We start from the raw sequence: 15992 nt of genomic DNA, 5'->3' as shown, positions 1-15992 counted from the left end.
CGGCCGCTCACAGCCGGACGAACTCGCGGTGGGCCGGCTGGACGCCCTCGGGCAGTTCCTCCGGGTCGAACAGCCGGGCCTCAAGGATCTCCTTGGGATCGAGCTCCAGGGATGCGAGGCCGCCGCGCAGGACCGCCTCGTAGACGACCTCGATGCGGAGCCGGTAGCCGCTGTTCACCTTGAGCAGGCGGCCTACCTCGACCGTCAGCCCGGTCTCCTCGCGGACCTCCCGGGCGATGGTGTCCTCGTGGCGTTCGCCTTTGCGCGCGTAGCCGGTGGGGAAGCCCCACTGCCGGCCGTCGGGCCAGAACCTGTGCCGCAACAGCAGGACACGACCGTCCTCGGCGCGCACCACCCCCGTGATCCCGCACATGAACGTCGCGTTCGCCAGCCACAGCATCCGCCAGTGCAGCCTCTTCACGTACCGCGCCCGCCAGATCTTCCGCAGCACCCCGTACACCCGGTCCACCCTGACCACCCCGTCTCCTCGACCGCCCGCGCTCCCCGCACCAGCGAAAACCCCCGACACCGGACGCCACCTGCGGCGTCCCACCCCGATCATCGCACCCGAGAATCGCCGCTCCAGAGTTATCCACAGCCCGGATCTCCCGGCGATCGGGAAAGCGCGCGGGGACTTCGGCGAACTACCCGTGACAACCGCTCCCGGCGAAAGGATCCCTATGACGGTCACCGAGGTGGATCCATGACCTCCCAGGCGATCAACGCGCGTGCGGACACGGGGTTCGGGGACGATCCCGAGCAGTTCACCGCCGTCTACGACCGGTACTTCGACGTCATCTACGGCTATGTCGCCGCGCGGCTCGGGCCGGAGGCCGCCGAGGACGTCGCGGCCGAGACCTTCGCCGCCGCGTTCCGCCAGCGCCTGCGCTTCGACCCCGCGCGCGGCGAGGTGCGGGCCTGGCTGTTCGGCATCACCACGAACCTCGTGGCGCGGCACCGGCGCGCCGAGGCGCGCTACTACCGGGCGCTGTCCCGGACCTCCGCCGAACCGCCCTCGCCCAGCCACGAGGGCCGCGTCGTCACCGCGGTGACCGCGCAGCGGCTCGCGCCCCGGCTGGCCGAGGCCCTGGCCTCGCTCCGGCCGGCCGAACGGCACGTCGTGCTCCTGGTGGCGCTGGCCGAGCTCAGCCACGAGGAGATCTCCCAGGCCCTCGCCATCCCCTACGGCACGGTGGGCTCCCGCCTGAGCCGCGCCCGCGCCAAACTCCGCACCGCTCTGGAAGGGACCGACCGATGAACGACCTCGAACACCTGAAGAACGCCCTGGCCGTTCCCGGACCCGACCAGTCCGTCCGCGACGCGGGCAGGCACCGGCTCCAGCGGCTCATCGGCGCCGAGGGCGGACGGCCGTCCCGTCGGCAGCGCCTGATGTGGCGCGGCCTCGCGGTCGGCGCGGTCGGCATGGTCGCCGCGGGCGTCTTGGCCGCCACGACCCTCACGGCGCCGCAGGACCCGGCTCCCGGCACCGCCACGCCCGGCACCGCGCCTGTCCTGCTGCCGGCCGACACGGTGCTGATGGCCGCCTCGTCGAAGGTGCGGCAGCAGCCCGAGACGGGCGCCTACTGGCGGGCCGAGACGGAGGACGCACCGCAGACGTACAAGACGGGCAAGGGCTACACCGTCCGGGAGACGACGCGGATCCAGACCTGGATCGCCGCGTCGCCCCAGGTCAAGGGCTGGCGCGTGGTCGACAGGTCGGGCTACGTCCCGGCCACGCCGGCCGACGAGGCCGCGTGGAAGGCCGACGGGTCCCCGACGAACTGGCGGGTCGAGTGGGCGCCGGGCTTCTGCGAGCAGGTCAAGAGCAAGGGCGGCAAGCAGTGCAACGTCACCGTGACGTCCGAGCCCGAGCATTCCGTCGACCCGCTCGGGCCCAAGGACGTGGTAGGTGATCTCGGCGGACGCCCGATCACCTTGGCGCAGGTCCAAGCGCTGCCCACCGAACCCGACGCGCTGGAGGACGTGCTGGCCGAGGGGCTCGACGAGGGCGAACTGCACGACACGATCATCTTCGAGCGCGGCGTCGACATGATCATGAGGCTGCCGGTCTCGGCCGAGGTCAGGGCCGCCGCCTACGAACTGCTCGCGGACCTGCCGGGCGTCGAGTCCACCGGCGTCGTCGCCGACCCGCTGGGCCGTGAGGGCCCGTCGGTCGCCACGCACGCCGACGGGGCCGAGAAAGTGCTGTACCAGCTCATCCTGGACGAGAAGACCGGTCTGCCCCTGGCCACCCAGACGGTCGAGCTGCCCAGCGGCACCACCTCGGGGGCCAGGGTGGTGACGGAGATCGGCTGGACCGACGAGAAGCCCGACCTGTCCTGACCCGGGGGCGCGCCCGTGCCGAGCCGCGCGAAGGGCTCGGCACGGGCGCGCAGGGGAAGGCTCAGTCCTCGTAGTGGTTGAGCTTGAGGCCGCGGCGCGGCCACTCGATCTTGAGCAGGCGACCGGTGCTGGACGCGGTGACGTACGCGGTGCGCATGTCCTTGCCGCCCCAGGTGATGTTGGTGATGCCCGGGTCGCCGTCCACGTCGATGTGCACGAAGTCGACGAGCTCGCCCTCGGGGCTGACGACGGAGATGCCCGCCTTCACCATGGAGGCGACGTTCACGTTGCCGTGCCCGTCGACGCCGAGGGAGTCGAAGTTGGTGTAGTCGGCGGCGGTGTAGAGGAAGTTGCCTCCACCCGAGCCGGCCAGCGTCCTGCCTCCGACGATCTGGCCCGGGCCCGTCACCTCCCACCACCACACGCGCGCGGTGTAGGTCTCGCTGACGTACAGGCGCTTGCCGTCCGGGGACAGGCCGACGCCGTTCGGGCCCTCCATGCCGGTCCCGACGGCCTTGCAGGAAGAGCCGTCGGCCTTGGCGTAGTAGAGGACGCCCTTGTCCGCGGCCTCGTTGACCGTCTTGCCGTAGTCGGTGAAGTAGAAGCCCCCGTGGGCGTCGAAGACGATGTCGTTCGGGCCGCGCAGGTCCCTGCCGTCGTCGTCCTTCGTGTACAGGGTCTCGACGGCGCCGGTCTCCAGGTCGACGACCTGGACGGAGCCGCTGACGTAGTCGGCGGGGGTGCCGCCCGCGAAGGCGTACCCGTTCACCTCGAACCGGTACATGCCGCCGTTGTTGACGACGAAGACCTTCCCGTCCGGGCCGAGTGCGGCGCCGTTGGGGCCGCCGCCGACCTCGGCGACGACCGAGGTGGTGCCGTCGGGGCGGATCCGGGTGAGGGTCTTGCGGTGGATCTCGACGACGAGCACGTCGCCGTTGGGGAGGGCGACGGGGCCTTCGGGGAACAGGAGGCCCTCGGCCAGCTTGGTGATCTTCACTTTCTTCCCTTTCGGCTTCGGGGAGTGCCCGTGGGGATGTGCGGCCGCGGCGGAGCCGCTGCCGAGGACGGTCAGGCCGACGGCCGACAGGCCGAGCCCGGAGAAGAGGGACCGGCGGGAGAGCCGCCTCTTGGGGGCGCTCATGTCTGCACCTTTCACAAGGGGGTGGTCGGGGTGGCAGGGGGGTGCGGAGGGGCAGGGGTGGGGGGTCTCAGCCGCGCATCTGGCGCAGGATCCGCTTCGCGGTGCTCTGGATGTGCACCTCGTCCGGCCCGTCGTACAGGCGCGCCTCGCGGGCGTGCCGGTACATGCGCGACAGGGGCAGGTCGTCGGTGAGGCCGGCGGCGCCGTGCACCTGGATCGCCCGGTCGATGACGTTGTGCACCATCCGGGCGCCGATGACCTTGATCGTGGCGATCTCGACCCGGGCCTGGCTGCCCGCGTCGATCGCCTGGGCCGCCTGGAGGGTGAGCTGGCGGGCCGCCTGGATCTCGGCGTAGGAGTCGAACACGTGCTGCTGCATCAGCTGCTTGGCCGCGAGCGGCTCGCCGAACGCGTCGCGCGCCTCCAGGCGGGCGCACATCAGCTCGAACGCGCGCTGGGCCTGGCCGAGCCACCGCATGGAGTGGAAGATACGGCCGGGGCCGAGGCGGTCCTGGGCGATGGTGAAGCCCTCACCGCGCGGGCCGAGCAGGTTCTCGGCGGGGACGCGCACGTTGTCGTAGTCGACCTCGTAGTGCCCGCCGTTGATACCGAGCACAGGCGTCTCGCGCAGGATGCGGTAGCCGGGGGTGTCCGTAGGCACGATGATCATGCTGAACGCCTTGTGCCTGGGCGCCTCGGGGCCCTCGGTGCGGCACATGACCGTCGTGTAGGCGGCGGCAGCGGCTCCCGTGGTGAACCACTTGCGGCCGTTGATCACCCAGTGGTCCCCGTCGAGGACGGCCGTCGTGCGCAGCCCCGTAGGGTCGGACCCCGCGACGTCCGGCTCCGTCATCGCGAAGCTGGGCGAGACCTCCCCGGCGACCATCGGCGCGAGGTAGGCGTCACGCCACCTGGGCGAGGCGTACTTGTCGAGCATGATGGAGTCCTGGAGGGTGAACGTCCCCAGGACCATCTGGCCCCACTCGCTCCGGCCCTGCACCTCGTTGATGTAGACGTAGTCCAGGAACGGAAGGCCGCCTCCGCCGATCTCCTTGGGATGGCCGAGCGCCCACAGCCCTTCGGCCTTCGCCTGCGCGCGCAGCTCGTCGAACTTCTTCGCCGACTCCTCACCGCCCGCGTTGAGGACGCCCTCGGCCGGCTCCACGCGCGTCGTCATGAACGCGTGGACGGCGTCGCGCACCTCGCGGACGGAGTCGGGAACGGAGAACAGCATGGGTCACTCCCCTGCCAGGTCGGCGGAGATGTCGCGGCTGCCGTAGCCCTCGGGCGCGTCGATCTCGACGATCGGCTCGGGGCGGTCGTCGTACTCCAGCTTCAGCACCTTCGACATGACCGCGTGCATCTCGTACAGCGCGGTGATGTAGGTGAGGAGCAGGATCTCCTTGTCCGAAAGGTGCTCGCGCAGGACCTCGAAGGTCTCGTCGGCGACCCGGCCGCCGTCGAGCACGATCCCGTCGGTGTAGGCGAGGACGGCGCGCTCCAGCGGGCTGTAGCACTCGGCGGTGTGCCAGTAGGGGATCGCGGCGATCTTCTCCTCGGGCATGCCGAGCGCGCGCATCTGCTTGCAGTGCTGGGAGAACACGAACTGGCTGCCGCGCGCCCATCCGGCCCGGCACTGGCCGAGCTCGCGCAGGACGGGGTCGAGTTCGGCCTTGCGGTACAGGGCGAAACCGCGGGTGGCGTGCCGGAAGACGTGCGGGTCGTTGGCGAAGACCGTCCACCAGTCGCCGGGAGTGCCGGTGGCGGTGCCGTGGTCGACGGCCGGGTCCTTGTCGGGGCCGAAGAGGCGGTCGTAGAAGAACAGGATGTTCTCGTCGGTGACCTCGGCGCGGGGCACTTCACGCAGGCGGGGCATGTGCTTCTCCTTCTCAGACGGTCCGGTCGGCGGCGGTGCGGGGCTCGGCGGTGGCGTCCGCCGCGGTGAACTCCCGCATCCAGCAGGCGAATTCGAGGAGGGCCCCGTCGGGGTCCTTGAAGTAGAAGGAGCGGACGAACACCCCGGGGTGCAGCCTGCGGGCGATCGTGGAGGGGCTGTCGTCGTGGTTGATGACCGGGCTGACCTCGACGCCCTTGGCCTGGAGCTTCTCGTAGTACTCGTCGAACCTGTCGACGGGCACGTGGAAGGCCACGTGGTTCATGGAGCCGGTCGCGCTCAGCAGTTCGCCCTGCTCGGGGCGGGTCTTCGGGGCGGAGATGCCCGGGACGCCCTCGGGCGCGTCGGGGAACCAGAAGAACGCGACGCAGTTGCCGCCGCCGCAGTCGAAGAAGAAGTGCTGGCCGTTGCCGGGGATGTTCAGCGTCTTCACCAGCGGCATGCCGAGCACGCCGGAGTAGAAGTCGATGGTCGCCTTCATGTCCTTGCAGACCAGGGCGAGGTGGTTGATGCCCTGGATCTCGAACTCGGTGTTCTGGGCGGTCACGTGTTCTCCTTCTGGGCCGCGCGCAGATCGCGCTTGAGGACTTTGCCCGCCACGTTCCGGGGCAGTTCGGACACGAAGACGACGCGCTTGGGCACCTTGTAGCCGCCCAGGTGCTGCCGGACTCCGGCGATGACGGCCTCGGCGTCCTCGGCCTCGCCCTGCCGCACGACGACGGCGGCGCAGACCGACTCGCCCCACTGGGGGTCGGGGACGCCGAAGACCGCGGCCTCCTGGACCTGCGGGAGGCGGTAGAGCGCTTCCTCGACCTCGCGGGAGGCGACGTTCTCGCCGCCGGTGATGATCATGTCCTTGAGGCGGTCGACGATGTAGACCATGCCCTCCTCGTCCTGCCGGACGACGTCGCCGGTGCGGAACCAGCCGTCGTGGAAGGACTCGGCGGTGAGCTCGGGCTCGCGCCAGTAGCCGAGCATCACCTGGTCGCCGCGGACGAGCATCTCGCCGTCGGCGCCCTGCGGGACGTCGTTGAGGTCCTCGTCGACGATGCGCAGGGAGGCCAGGTCCATGGGCTTGCCGGCCGCGGCGAGCAGGTGGGTCTCGCCGGCGGCGGCCCTGCGGTGCTCGGCCTCGCCGAAGTGCAGGATGTTGCCGCCGAGCTCGCTCATACCCATGCCCTGGTAGAAGTCGCAGCCCAGGACCTCCATGCCGCGCCGCAGGACCTCGGCGGGAATGGCGGACGCGCCGTAGCCGATGGCCCGCAGCGTCCCGAGGTCCTCGTTCTCGATGCCGGGGTGGCGGAGCAGGAAGGCGATCATCGTCGGCGCGAGGCCGGTGTTGGTGATCTTCCAGTCCTTCACGAGGTTCAGGAACGTGGCGTTGTCGTAGGCCCGCAGGATGCCGACGGTGCAGGACCGCAGGTGGTTGACCAGGACGACGTAGCCGCCGACGTGGCACAGCGGGAAGCAGAAGAGGAACACCTGGTCGTCGGGCAGGTCCCAGTGCGCGACGGAGCTGATGACGCCCGTCAGCAGGTTCTTGTGGGACAGCATGACGCCCTTGGGCGTGCCGGTGGTGCCGCTGGTGTAGACGAGCCAGGCGACGGAGTCCTCGTCGACGCGGGGCGGCTCCTCGGTCGGCGCCGCCGCGACCAGCTCGCGCCAGTCGAGGTCGCCGCCGCCGTCGAGGCCGACGACCAGCTTGACGCTCGGCATCGCCGCGCGGTGGGCGCTGATGGCCTCCAGGAAGTCGCCGCTGACGATCAGCACGGACGCCTCGGCGTGCGCGACGAGCTTGGCGATCTCGGCCGGGTGCAGCCGGTGGTTCAGGAAGGTCAGCGCCATGCCCGCGGCGGGGACGCCGTAGTACAGGTCGATGTACTCCGGGCGGTTGCCCGAGAGCACGGCGACGCGGTCGCCTTCGGCGGCGATCCCGCGCAGGGCGTTGGCCGCCCTGCGGACACGGTCGCGCATGCCTTCGAAGGTGATGACCTGCTCTTCGAAGCGGAGCGCCGTGCGGTGGGGATGCTTGCGCGCGGCGAACTCGATGATGTCGTTGATCAGCATGGACGCCCCGGGGTGGTGGTGGGCATGAGTCCCCCTGCTTGGTGACTTGACAGTCATATCAAGTTGTCGGATGCTCGGGATACTGTTCCTGGCACCATCGGGTTGTCAACCCCCAAAGGGGAACTGTCGAGGGAGGAACGGCCCATGGAGAGCGGCGAGACGACGCTCACGGAGCGGGGCATCAGGACCCGGGAGAAGCTGATCTCGGCGGCCCGCGAGGTCTTCGAGGAACGCGGATTCCTGGACACCCGGGTGGCCCACATCGCCCGGCACGCCGAGGTGGCCTACGGCTCCTTCTACACGTACTTCCCGTCGAAGGAGGCGATCTTCCTGGAGGTCGCCGACAGGCTCTTCGCCGACATGATGGCGCACAGCGTGCCGTCGCCCGGCAGTCATCCGGCCGCGCGCATCCGGCGCGCGAACCGCGATTTCTACGAGGCCTACCAGCGCAACGCGAAGATCATGCCGATCATCGAGCAGGTGGCCACCTTCAACGAGGAGTTCAAGGAGCTGCGGCGCAAGCACCGCGCCGCGACCGTCACCCGCTCGACCCGCGCGATCCAGCGCTGGCAGCGCGAAGGGCTCGTGGACCCCTCGCTCGACGCGGCGACGGCGGCCCTCGCCCTCGCCGCGATGGTCGACCACTCCCTCTACCTCTGGATCGTCCAAGGCGAGGACACCGAGAACACCGAAAGGCTCCTCGACACCTTGGACACGCTCAACATCCGGGCGCTAGGACTTCCCACCACCCCATGACCTGACCCCCGAGGAGAGACCGTGCAGCACGACGCGCTCGCCGACCGCTTCATCACCGCCGTCGCCGGCGGCGACATCGACACCCTCCGCGACCTCTATACCCCCGACGCCCTCATCTGGCACAACGGGCCCGGCGAAGGCGGCGGCGCGGAGCAGGCCGTCGAGGACAACGTCCGTACGCTGCGCTGGCTGTCGGCCAACCTCCAGGGGATGCGCTACGAGGAGATCCGCCGCGCGCCCTGGCCCGCCGGGTACGTCCAGCAGCACGTGCTGCGCGGGAGCCTCCCCGACGGCTCCGCCCTGGAGATCGCCGCGGCCCTCTTCGTCACCGTCACCGACGACGGGCGCATCGCCCGGATCGAGGAGTACGCCGACACCCGCGGCAGCGACGCACTGCGCGCCCTGTCGACCGCCCAGCGCGCGGCGCGTGCGCGGTGAGCGTCCAGGAGACCGACCCGGAGGTCCTCGCCGCGCTCCTGAGCGAGCGGGTCGGGCCGGTGCGCGGCCTGCGCCGGCTGTCGGGCGGCGCGAGCCGGGAGACCTGGGCGTTCGACACCGCCGACGCCGAGCTGATCCTGCGCCGGGACCCGCCGCACGCCCCCGACCCCGAGACGATGGCCCGTGAGGCGGCGCTGCTGGTGGCCGCGGCCTCCGCCGGGGTGCCGGTGCCCGCGGTCGTCGACCATGGCCCCGACCTCGCCGGCACCCCGTACCTGATCATGGAGCGGCTGGAGGGCGAGACGATCCCGCGGCGGCTGCTGCGCGACGAGCGGTTCGCCAAGGTGCGCCCCGGCCTCGCCCGCGAGTTCGGCCGCATTCTCGCCCGGCTGCACCGGCTGCCCCCGGACGCGATCGCCGACCTGCCCTTCCTGGATCCGCTCCAGGACGTCAAGGAGCGGTACGCGGCGTTCGCGGAGCCCCGGCCCGCGGTGGAGCTGGCGCTGCGCTGGCTGGAGCAGAACCGCCCCGCCGAGACGGGCCGTCCGACGGTCGTGCACGCCGACTTCCGCAACGGCAACGTCCTGCTCGACGAGAACGGCGTCAAGGGCGTCCTCGACTGGGAGCTGACCCACGCGGGCGACCCGTGGGAGGACCTCGGGTGGTTGTGCGTGAAGGCGTGGCGCTTCGGCTCCCCGCCGGCCGTGGGCGGATTCGGGACCCGCGAGGAGCTCCTCGCCGGGTACGCCGAGGCGGGCGGGACGCCTCCGTCACCCGAGACGCTGCACTGGTGGGAGGTGTTCGGAACGCTCCGCTGGACGGTCCTGTGCCGCCACCAGGCCGACCGCTTCCTGAGCGGGTCGGACGACAACGTCGAGTTCGCCGTCCTCGGTCGTCGAGTGTGCGAGGTGGAGCACGACCTCCTGCTTTCGCTCGGCCTCACCGAGCCCGTCACGGTCGCCGACCCTCTGGACGGCCTGGGCGAGTCCGCCCCCGTGGCCCCGCACGACCGTCCCGGGGCGGCCTCCCTCATCGACGCCGTACGGCACTACCTCACGACGGCGGAGGTGGACGACGAACGGCTGCGGTTCCACAACCGCGTGGCCGCCGCGGCCTTGCGCGTCGCGCGCAGGGAACTGCTCTTGGGCGCGGAGCACGCGGCGGCGCACAGCGCGCGGCTCGCCGCGTTCGGCTGCGCCGACGACGCGGAGTTCGCCGTGGGCATCCGCGAAGGCGGCTTCGACCACCGCTGGCACGAGGTCGTCACGGCTGTAGCGGCCTCGGTCGCCGACAAGCTGCTCGTCGCCAACCCGAAGCACCTGGCGACCCTGCCCTGACCCGGCTGCCGTGACTCGGCTGCGCTGACGCGCCCGGTCCGCCGCGTGCGGACCGGGCCGTCGGCACGGTCAGGCGGGAAAACCGCCCGCGCGGCCGAGCAGGGCGGGGGCGGGCTTGTCGAGCAGGGTGCCGAGCCAGGTGCCGGTCTCGGCGATCGCGGCCATGTCGATGCCGGTCTCCACGCCGCCGCGGTGCAGCATGTACAGCAGGTCCTCGGTGGCGATGTTGCCGGTCGCGGCGGGCGCGAAGGGGCAGCCGCCGAAGCCGCCCGCGCTCGCGTCGAGGACGGACGCGCCCTCGTCCACGGCGGTCAGCGCGTTGGCGTAGCCGGTGTTGCGGGTGTTGTGGAAGTGGAACCGCAGCGCGGCGGACGGCGCGGCCTCCTTGGTGCGGCGGGACAGGTCGCGGACCTGCGCGGGGATCCCGACGCCGATCGTGTCGGCCAGCGCCACCTCGAACGCGCCCGCGGCCTCGGCCCGGCGCGCGATCTCCGCGACCCGCTCCGGCGGCGTCTCGCCCTCGAAGGGGCAGCCGAAGGAGGCGGCGATCGTCATCCCGACGGGAACGCCCGCGGCGTGCGCGGACGCGGCGATGTCGTCCCAGGCGGCCAGCATCTCCGCGGTGGTGACGCCCTGGTTGCGCTGGGAGAACGTGTCGGAGGCGACCACGACGACGTTGACCTCGTCCACGCCGGACTCGAGCGCGCGGTCCAGCCCGCGCCGGTTGAGCACGAGGCCGCTGTAGGAGACGCCCTCGACGCGCGGGACGCCCTTCATGACCTCCTCGGCGCCCGCCATCTGCGGCACCCGCTTGGGGTTGACGAACGACACCGCCTCGATCCGGCGGACCCCGGCCGCGACGCACCGCTCGATGAGCGCGATCCGGTCGTCCGGCGACAATGCCTTGGCCTCGTTCTGGAGTCCGTCACGCGGTCCGACTTCCAGCACTGTTGTATGCAATCTGACCAGATCCTTCCGCATCATCCCTTGTGGCTCCTCCCATACTCCCCTATATTGCATGCAACAGCCAAGAGGTGAGGGGGTATGAGATGGCAGCCGGGAACCGCGCCGCGGACACCGCCTACGCGGAGCTGCGCCGGATGATCGTCGGCGGCGAACTCGCCCCCGGGGCCCGCCTCGCCGAGGTCGAGCTGTCCCAGGCGCTCGGCCTGTCGCGCACCCCCGTCCGGGAGGCGCTCCAGAGACTCGGCGCCGACGGTCTCGTCGAGGTCCTGCCGCACCGCGGGGCGCGCGTCGCCCTGTGGTCGGAGTCCGACATCGCCGAGATCTTCGAACTGCGCACCCAGCTGGAGCCCTACGCCGCAGCCCGCGCCGCGCGGATCGGGGCGTCCCCCGAGGCGCTGGCCGAGCTGCGCGAGCTGTGCGAGCGGATGGAGGCGGCCGCCGCCGAAGGCGGACTCGCCCACGTCGCGCAGCTGAACTCGCGCTTCCACGCCCTGCTCATCGACGCCTCCGGCAACAGCCGGCTCCCGGCGATGCTGACCTCGGTCATGCACGCGCCGCTCATCCTCGGCACCTTTCACCGCTACGACCCCGAAGGCATGGCCCGCAGCATGGGCCACCACCGCGAGGTCGTCGACGCGATCGCCGCCCGCGACCCGCAGTGGGCGGCCTCGGTGATGCGCTCCCACCTGCGCGCCGCCGCCGCGAAGATCTCCGCATCCCCCAGGGAGGAAGAATGACCGACATCCAGGCCCCGGGCGAGAACTCCGTCCGCGCGCTGGGCGACCTGCGCGTCGTGGAGATGGGCCAGCTGCTCGCCGGCCCGTTCTGCGGCCAGCTCCTCGGCGACTTCGGCGCCGAGATCATCAAGATCGAGCCGCCGGGCGCCGGCGACCCGATGCGCGAGTGGGGCCGGGAGAAGCCGCACGGCCAGTCGCTGTGGTGGCCGATCCTCGCCCGCAACAAGAAGTCCGTGACGCTCAACCTCCGCACCGAGGAGGGCCAGGACCTCGCGCGCCGGATCATCTCCCAGGCCGACGTGCTCATCGAGAACTTCCGGCCCGGCACCCTGGAGCGCTGGGGCATGTCCCCGGAGAAGCTGTGGGAGCTGAACCCCGGCCTGATCATCACCCGCGTCACCGGCTACGGCCAGGACGGCCCGTACTCGCCGCGCGCGGGCTTCGGCTCGATCGGCGAGGCCATGGGCGGCATCCGGTACGTCACCGGCGACCCCGACTCGCCGCCCGCCCGGGCCGGCATCTCCCTCGGCGACGAGCTCGCCGGCACGTTCGCCGCGCTCGGCACCCTCGTCGCGCTGCACGCCCGGGGCCGCACCGGCAAGGGCCAGGTCGTCGACTCCGCCCTGTACGAGGCGGTCTTCGCGCTCATGGAATCACTCGTCCCCGACTGGGAGATCGCGAACTACCAGCGCGAGCGGACCGGCTCGGTGCTGCCGAACGTCGCGCCCAGCAACGTCTACCCGACGAAGGACGGCCCGATCCTCATCGCGGCCAACCGGGACACCATCTGGACCCGGCTCGCCGAGGTGATGGGACGGCCCGAGCTCGCCACCGACGAGCGGTACGCGACGCACGGCGCGCGCGGCGCCAACTCCGTGGAACTCGACGACCTCATCGGCGCGTGGACGGGCACCTGGGAGTCCGAGCCGCTGCTCGCCCTCCTGCACGAGAACGGCATCCCCGCAGGCCTCACCTACCGGGCCAAGGACATGCTCGCCGACCCGCACTTCAAGGCGCGTGAGGCGATCATCCGCCTCGCCCACCCCGAGTTCGGCGACTTCCCGATGCAGAACGTCTTCCCGAAGCTGTCCGACACCCCCGGCGAGGTCCGCTCGGTCGGTCCCGCGCTCGGTCAGCACAACGACGAGATCTACGGCGGGCTGCTCGGCATCGGTTCGTCCGATCTTGAGGCACTGAAAGCGGCCGGCACCGTTTAGGCTTAATGCGTTGTTCCTCAGTTGTTCCATGTGGGGCCGGAACGGACCGATCAGGGCGGTCCGCTCCGGCCCTGCGTGTCTCAGGCGGGCTCCACGCTCGGCACCCCGTCGTGGAGCTCCTGCGCCTCGCGCTCCGGGGTGGCGCGCTGCGCGATGAAGGCCCCGCCCAGCACCAGCAGCGCCCCCGCGAGCTGCGCCGGCGTCAGCCCCTCGTGCAGCAGCAGCCAGCCGAGCACGATCCCGACCACCACCTCCAGGTAGGCGATGACGCCCGCGACCTGCGCCGACAGCAGCCTGACCGACAGCACCCCCGTCACGTAGGCCAGGAGTGTGGCCACCACGACGAGATGGCCGTAGGGCAGCGGCGCCTGGATCTCGCGCCCGCCCAGATCGACCGACCCGGCCAGCACCGAGAAGTCCATGGTCCACGGGCGCGCCACGACGGTCAGCGCCAGCGTCGCCGCGAGGAAGCCGAAGGTGATCACCCCGAGCGGATCGGGCTGGTCGTCGCCGGTCCCCTCGTCGGCGCACAGGAAGTACCCGGCCTGGCAGGCCGCCGCGCACAGGGCGAAGGCGAGGCCGAGCGCGTCGAAGGCCAGGCCCGACCAGATCTGCACGACGCACGCCATCCCCGCGACCGCCAGGACCACGCCGACGACCGCGAAACGGCTCACCGGCGCCCGCCTGACGAACCGGACCCAGCCGAGCACCAGCAGCGGGCCCAGGTACTCGATCAGCAGCGCCACACCGACCGGGATCCGCGACATCGCCGCGAAGTAGAACGCCTGCACGCCCGCGATCCCGAGCATCCCGAACCCGAGGAGCAGCGCCGGGCGCTCCCACAGGAGCGCCCGGCGGCGCCACGCCAGCGGCGACAGCAGCAGCGCGGTCCCGGCGATCCGCAGCCAGGCCACGTGCAGCGGGTCCAGCCCCGCCTCGATCAGCGGCTTGGCCGCGACGCCCGAACTACCGAACGCGAGCGCCGAGATCAGGGCGAGGAGGAGGGGTCTTCCTTGGGGCGGCATCGGACCATGATGACAGGTGCCACTTCGGAATCACTCCTGGCGGTGTGCCTGGGGCACGCCACCCTTCGCGCTTCCTGCGGTCCTCGCACACCGCCCGTCGAGAAGGCCTTCCTCAGGTGGTGACGAGGGCGTCCGGCTCGACCGGCTCGGCCTCCGCCAGGCGCTCCTCCGCGACGTCCAGGCGGACGCCCGACACGACCGCGTGCAGCGCGCGCAGAGCGGCCCCTCCGTGGTTGCCCCAGTGGTTCAGGTAGCTGTACTGCCACCACCACAGGGCCTCAAGGGTGCGGCCCGCCTTGAAGTGGCGCAGGCCGTGGGTGAGGTCGGACGCCACGTCGACGAGGTCGTCCGACAGGCGGTACGACGTGATCTCGGCGTCCTTGTACGGATCGAACACCTCGAGGTAGTCGTCGACGACCGGCAGCCGCTCGGCGAGGCCTTGGCGGACCGTGTCGAGGTCGGGGTCGGGGCCCATCTCGGGCTCCCAGTTGTCGGGCAGCACCACGTCCGGGCTCGCGCCCAGCTGCGCGCCGGCCAGCATCACCTGGGAGACCTCCAGGAGGAGCACCGACACCATCTGGGTGCCGGCCTCGCCGCGCGCGCAGCGCTCCAGGCCGGCCAGGTAGTTCTCCACATGCAGGACGACCCGTTCCGCCAGGTCGTCCCAGTCCTTCGGGGTGTTCGCACTAGACATCGAGCAATCTCCGTCCTTCGAAAGCGCGGCCCAAGGTGACCTCGTCGGCGTACTCCAGGTCTCCCCCGACGGGAAGACCGCTCGCCAGCCGGGTCACCTTCAGGTTCATCGGTTTCACGAGCCGGGCCAGGTACGTCGCCGTCGCCTCGCCCTCCAGATTGGGGTCGGTGGCGAGGATGAGCTCGGTCACCTCCCCGTCCGCGAGCCGCTGCATCAGCTCCCGGATACGAAGATCTTCCGGCCCGATGCCCTCGATCGGGCTGATCGCCCCGCCAAGAACGTGGTAAGTCCCGCGGAACTCCCTCGTCTTCTCGATCGCGACGACGTCCTTCGACTCCTCCACGACGCAGATCACGGCGCGGTCCCGCCGGACGTCACGGCAGATCCGGCACTCGGCCTCCTCGGCCACGTTCCCGCAGACCCTGCAGAAACGGACCCTCTCCTTCACCTCGCGCAGCGCGTCGGCGAGGCGCATGACCTCGGCCGGATCGGCGTTGAGCAGGTGGAAGGCGATGCGCTGGGCGCCCTTGGGACCTACGCCCGGGAGCCTTCCCAGCTCGTCGATCAGGTTCTGGACGACGCCTTCGTACATGTCAGAACCCCGGCAGACCGGGCATGCCCTGGGCGAGCGGGCCCATGGTGCTCTGCTGGAGTTCGGCGGCGGCACGCGCCGCGTCCCTGATCGCCGCGATCACCAGGTCCGCGACGGTCTCGGCGGTCTCGGCCGGATCTCCCGGATCGATCGCCTTCGGGTCGATGACCAGCGCGGTGATCTCGCCCTGGCCGTTCATCGTCGCCTTCACGAGGCCGCCGCCCGAGGTCCCCTCGACCTCGGCGTCGGCCAGCTCCTGCTGCGCCGCGAACAGCTGCTGCTGCACCGCCTGCGCCTGCTCCAGCAACCGCTGCATGTCGAAACCGGGCTCCACGGCCATCCCCCTCTTACGACTCGGACTCCGAGCCTACGACGTCCCGCCGGATTCCGATACGACCCCGCCCCCAACCGGTGACGAACCGTACGCGACCGGACACCGACCTTAGGGGACTCCGGTACCGGACAGGAGAAACCACCCGGAATCTTGCGGAGCACTGCATAACACGAGGTTCAGGCCAGTTTCGGCGGCCCTTTCTCGTCAGGGGGTCGGGACCTCGCCGATGATCTGGCCGCCGAGTTCCCGCTGGATCAGGGCGAGGCCGAAATCGGCCCTGCCGCCGAAACCGCCGGACTCGTCGGACTCGTCGAGATCGTCGGGGCCGTCCGGCGGCGGGGGCAGCGGGTCGTCCGCCTCCGGGGCCTGCGGCGCGGGGGCCTGGGGCGCGCGCGGAGCGGCCGCCGGAGGCGCGGACGCGGCCTGGGGCGGGCGCGGCGGTTCGGGCGCG

Annotated in this window: 18 protein-coding genes and 1 pseudogene; 7 read left to right on the top strand and 12 right to left on the bottom strand. The window is 71.3% G+C overall.

Translation table 11 applies throughout. The features are described from left to right. Positions 1 to 7 precede the first annotated feature (7 nt). A complete protein-coding gene (locus tag ACYVOM_RS10220; protein WP_460303030.1) occupies positions 8 to 478 on the bottom strand; it encodes an NUDIX domain-containing protein in 471 nt (156 codons plus the stop codon). Positions 479 to 703: 225 nt separating this feature from the next. Here ACYVOM_RS10220 and ACYVOM_RS10215 point away from each other — a divergent pair, with 225 nt between their 5' ends. Together ACYVOM_RS10215 and ACYVOM_RS10210 are read left to right on the top strand one after the other, a co-directional pair. Continuing rightward, positions 704 to 1258, top strand: a complete 555-nt coding sequence (locus tag ACYVOM_RS10215; protein ID WP_460303029.1) for an RNA polymerase sigma factor — start codon at positions 704 to 706, stop codon at positions 1256 to 1258. After that, the gene (locus ACYVOM_RS10210) at positions 1255 to 2343 is read left to right on the top strand and encodes a CU044_5270 family protein (RefSeq protein ID WP_460303028.1); all 1089 of its coding nucleotides are present in this window, start codon (positions 1255 to 1257) and stop codon (positions 2341 to 2343) included. Before ACYVOM_RS10215 ends, ACYVOM_RS10210 begins: the two co-directional genes overlap by 4 nt. A 61-nt stretch (positions 2344 to 2404) precedes the next feature. Here ACYVOM_RS10210 and ACYVOM_RS10205 read toward each other — a convergent pair whose 3' ends face one another. From ACYVOM_RS10205 to ACYVOM_RS10185, 5 genes are all read right to left on the bottom strand, one after another. After that, entirely contained in the window at positions 2405 to 3484 is a 1080-nt protein-coding gene (locus ACYVOM_RS10205; RefSeq protein WP_460303027.1) for an SMP-30/gluconolactonase/LRE family protein, read from the bottom strand. 67 nt (positions 3485 to 3551) lie between these two features. Then, positions 3552 to 4718: an acyl-CoA dehydrogenase family protein gene (locus ACYVOM_RS10200; RefSeq protein ID WP_460303026.1), complete on the bottom strand. Its 1167-nt coding sequence runs from the start codon at positions 4716 to 4718 to the stop codon at positions 3552 to 3554. A gap of 3 nt (positions 4719 to 4721) precedes the next feature. Further along, positions 4722 to 5360 carry a carboxymuconolactone decarboxylase family protein gene (locus ACYVOM_RS10195; RefSeq protein WP_460303025.1) on the bottom strand — a complete coding sequence of 213 codons (639 nt, stop codon included), beginning with the start codon at positions 5358 to 5360 and terminating at the stop codon, positions 4722 to 4724. Positions 5361 to 5373: 13 nt separating this feature from the next. Further along, entirely contained in the window at positions 5374 to 5925 is a 552-nt protein-coding gene (locus ACYVOM_RS10190) for a VOC family protein (RefSeq protein WP_460303024.1), read from the bottom strand. Continuing rightward, positions 5922 to 7445: a class I adenylate-forming enzyme family protein gene (locus tag ACYVOM_RS10185; protein ID WP_460303023.1), complete on the bottom strand. Its 1524-nt coding sequence runs from the start codon at positions 7443 to 7445 to the stop codon at positions 5922 to 5924. The genes ACYVOM_RS10190 and ACYVOM_RS10185 overlap by 4 nt, the downstream gene beginning before the upstream one ends. 144 nt (positions 7446 to 7589) lie before the next feature. On the opposite strand from ACYVOM_RS10185, the gene ACYVOM_RS10180 reads away from it, so the two are divergent. Genes ACYVOM_RS10180 through ACYVOM_RS10170 form a run of 3 tightly spaced genes read left to right on the top strand, consistent with a single transcriptional unit; the run spans position 7590 to position 9976 of the window. Then, complete coding sequence (locus ACYVOM_RS10180; protein WP_460303022.1) at positions 7590 to 8201, top strand: TetR/AcrR family transcriptional regulator; 612 nt, start codon at positions 7590 to 7592, stop codon at positions 8199 to 8201. Between the two features lie 21 nt (positions 8202 to 8222). Beyond that, positions 8223 to 8639, top strand: a complete 417-nt coding sequence (locus tag ACYVOM_RS10175) for a nuclear transport factor 2 family protein (protein WP_460303021.1) — start codon at positions 8223 to 8225, stop codon at positions 8637 to 8639. Then, positions 8636 to 9976 (top strand): phosphotransferase family protein, encoded by a 1341-nt coding sequence (locus ACYVOM_RS10170; RefSeq protein ID WP_460303020.1) that lies wholly within the window; start codon positions 8636 to 8638, stop codon positions 9974 to 9976. Before ACYVOM_RS10175 ends, ACYVOM_RS10170 begins: the two co-directional genes overlap by 4 nt. 69 nt (positions 9977 to 10045) lie before the next feature. Here the strand turns inward: ACYVOM_RS10170 and ACYVOM_RS10165 are convergent, their stop codons facing one another. After that, entirely contained in the window at positions 10046 to 10960 is a 915-nt protein-coding gene (locus tag ACYVOM_RS10165) for a hydroxymethylglutaryl-CoA lyase (RefSeq protein WP_460303019.1), read from the bottom strand. A gap of 65 nt (positions 10961 to 11025) precedes the next feature. Here ACYVOM_RS10165 and ACYVOM_RS10160 point away from each other — a divergent pair, with 65 nt between their 5' ends. Both ACYVOM_RS10160 and ACYVOM_RS10155 read left to right on the top strand, forming a co-directional pair. Further along, on the top strand, positions 11026 to 11679 hold the full coding sequence (locus ACYVOM_RS10160) for a GntR family transcriptional regulator (RefSeq protein WP_460303018.1): 654 nt from the start codon (positions 11026 to 11028) through the stop codon (positions 11677 to 11679). Next, complete coding sequence (locus ACYVOM_RS10155; RefSeq protein ID WP_460303017.1) at positions 11676 to 12896, top strand: CaiB/BaiF CoA transferase family protein; 1221 nt, start codon at positions 11676 to 11678, stop codon at positions 12894 to 12896. Before ACYVOM_RS10160 ends, ACYVOM_RS10155 begins: the two co-directional genes overlap by 4 nt. An 80-nt stretch (positions 12897 to 12976) precedes the next feature. On the opposite strand, the gene ACYVOM_RS10150 is transcribed toward ACYVOM_RS10155, so the two are convergent. The 5 genes and pseudogenes from ACYVOM_RS10150 to ACYVOM_RS10130 all read right to left on the bottom strand — a co-directional run. Next, positions 12977 to 13921: an EamA family transporter gene (locus ACYVOM_RS10150; RefSeq protein ID WP_460303016.1), complete on the bottom strand. Its 945-nt coding sequence runs from the start codon at positions 13919 to 13921 to the stop codon at positions 12977 to 12979. A gap of 112 nt (positions 13922 to 14033) precedes the next feature. Further along, positions 14034 to 14615 carry a DUF5063 domain-containing protein gene (locus ACYVOM_RS10145; RefSeq protein WP_460303015.1) on the bottom strand — a complete coding sequence of 194 codons (582 nt, stop codon included), beginning with the start codon at positions 14613 to 14615 and terminating at the stop codon, positions 14034 to 14036. After that, on the bottom strand, positions 14608 to 15207 hold the full coding sequence (gene recR, locus ACYVOM_RS10140; RefSeq protein WP_460303014.1) for a recombination mediator RecR: 600 nt from the start codon (positions 15205 to 15207) through the stop codon (positions 14608 to 14610). Before recR ends, ACYVOM_RS10145 begins: the two co-directional genes overlap by 8 nt. Before the next feature lies 1 nt (position 15208). Further along, a complete protein-coding gene (locus tag ACYVOM_RS10135) occupies positions 15209 to 15547 on the bottom strand; it encodes a YbaB/EbfC family nucleoid-associated protein (protein WP_460303013.1) in 339 nt (112 codons plus the stop codon). 198 nt (positions 15548 to 15745) lie between these two features. Next, a pseudogene (locus ACYVOM_RS10130) lies at positions 15746 to 15992 on the bottom strand (DNA polymerase III subunit gamma and tau); the annotation flags it as partial.

The sequence above is a fragment of the Actinocorallia aurea genome (genome assembly GCF_054783995.1).
The sequence above is the reverse complement of the archived record's forward strand: the minus strand, read 5'-3'. Positions and strand labels throughout refer to the sequence as shown.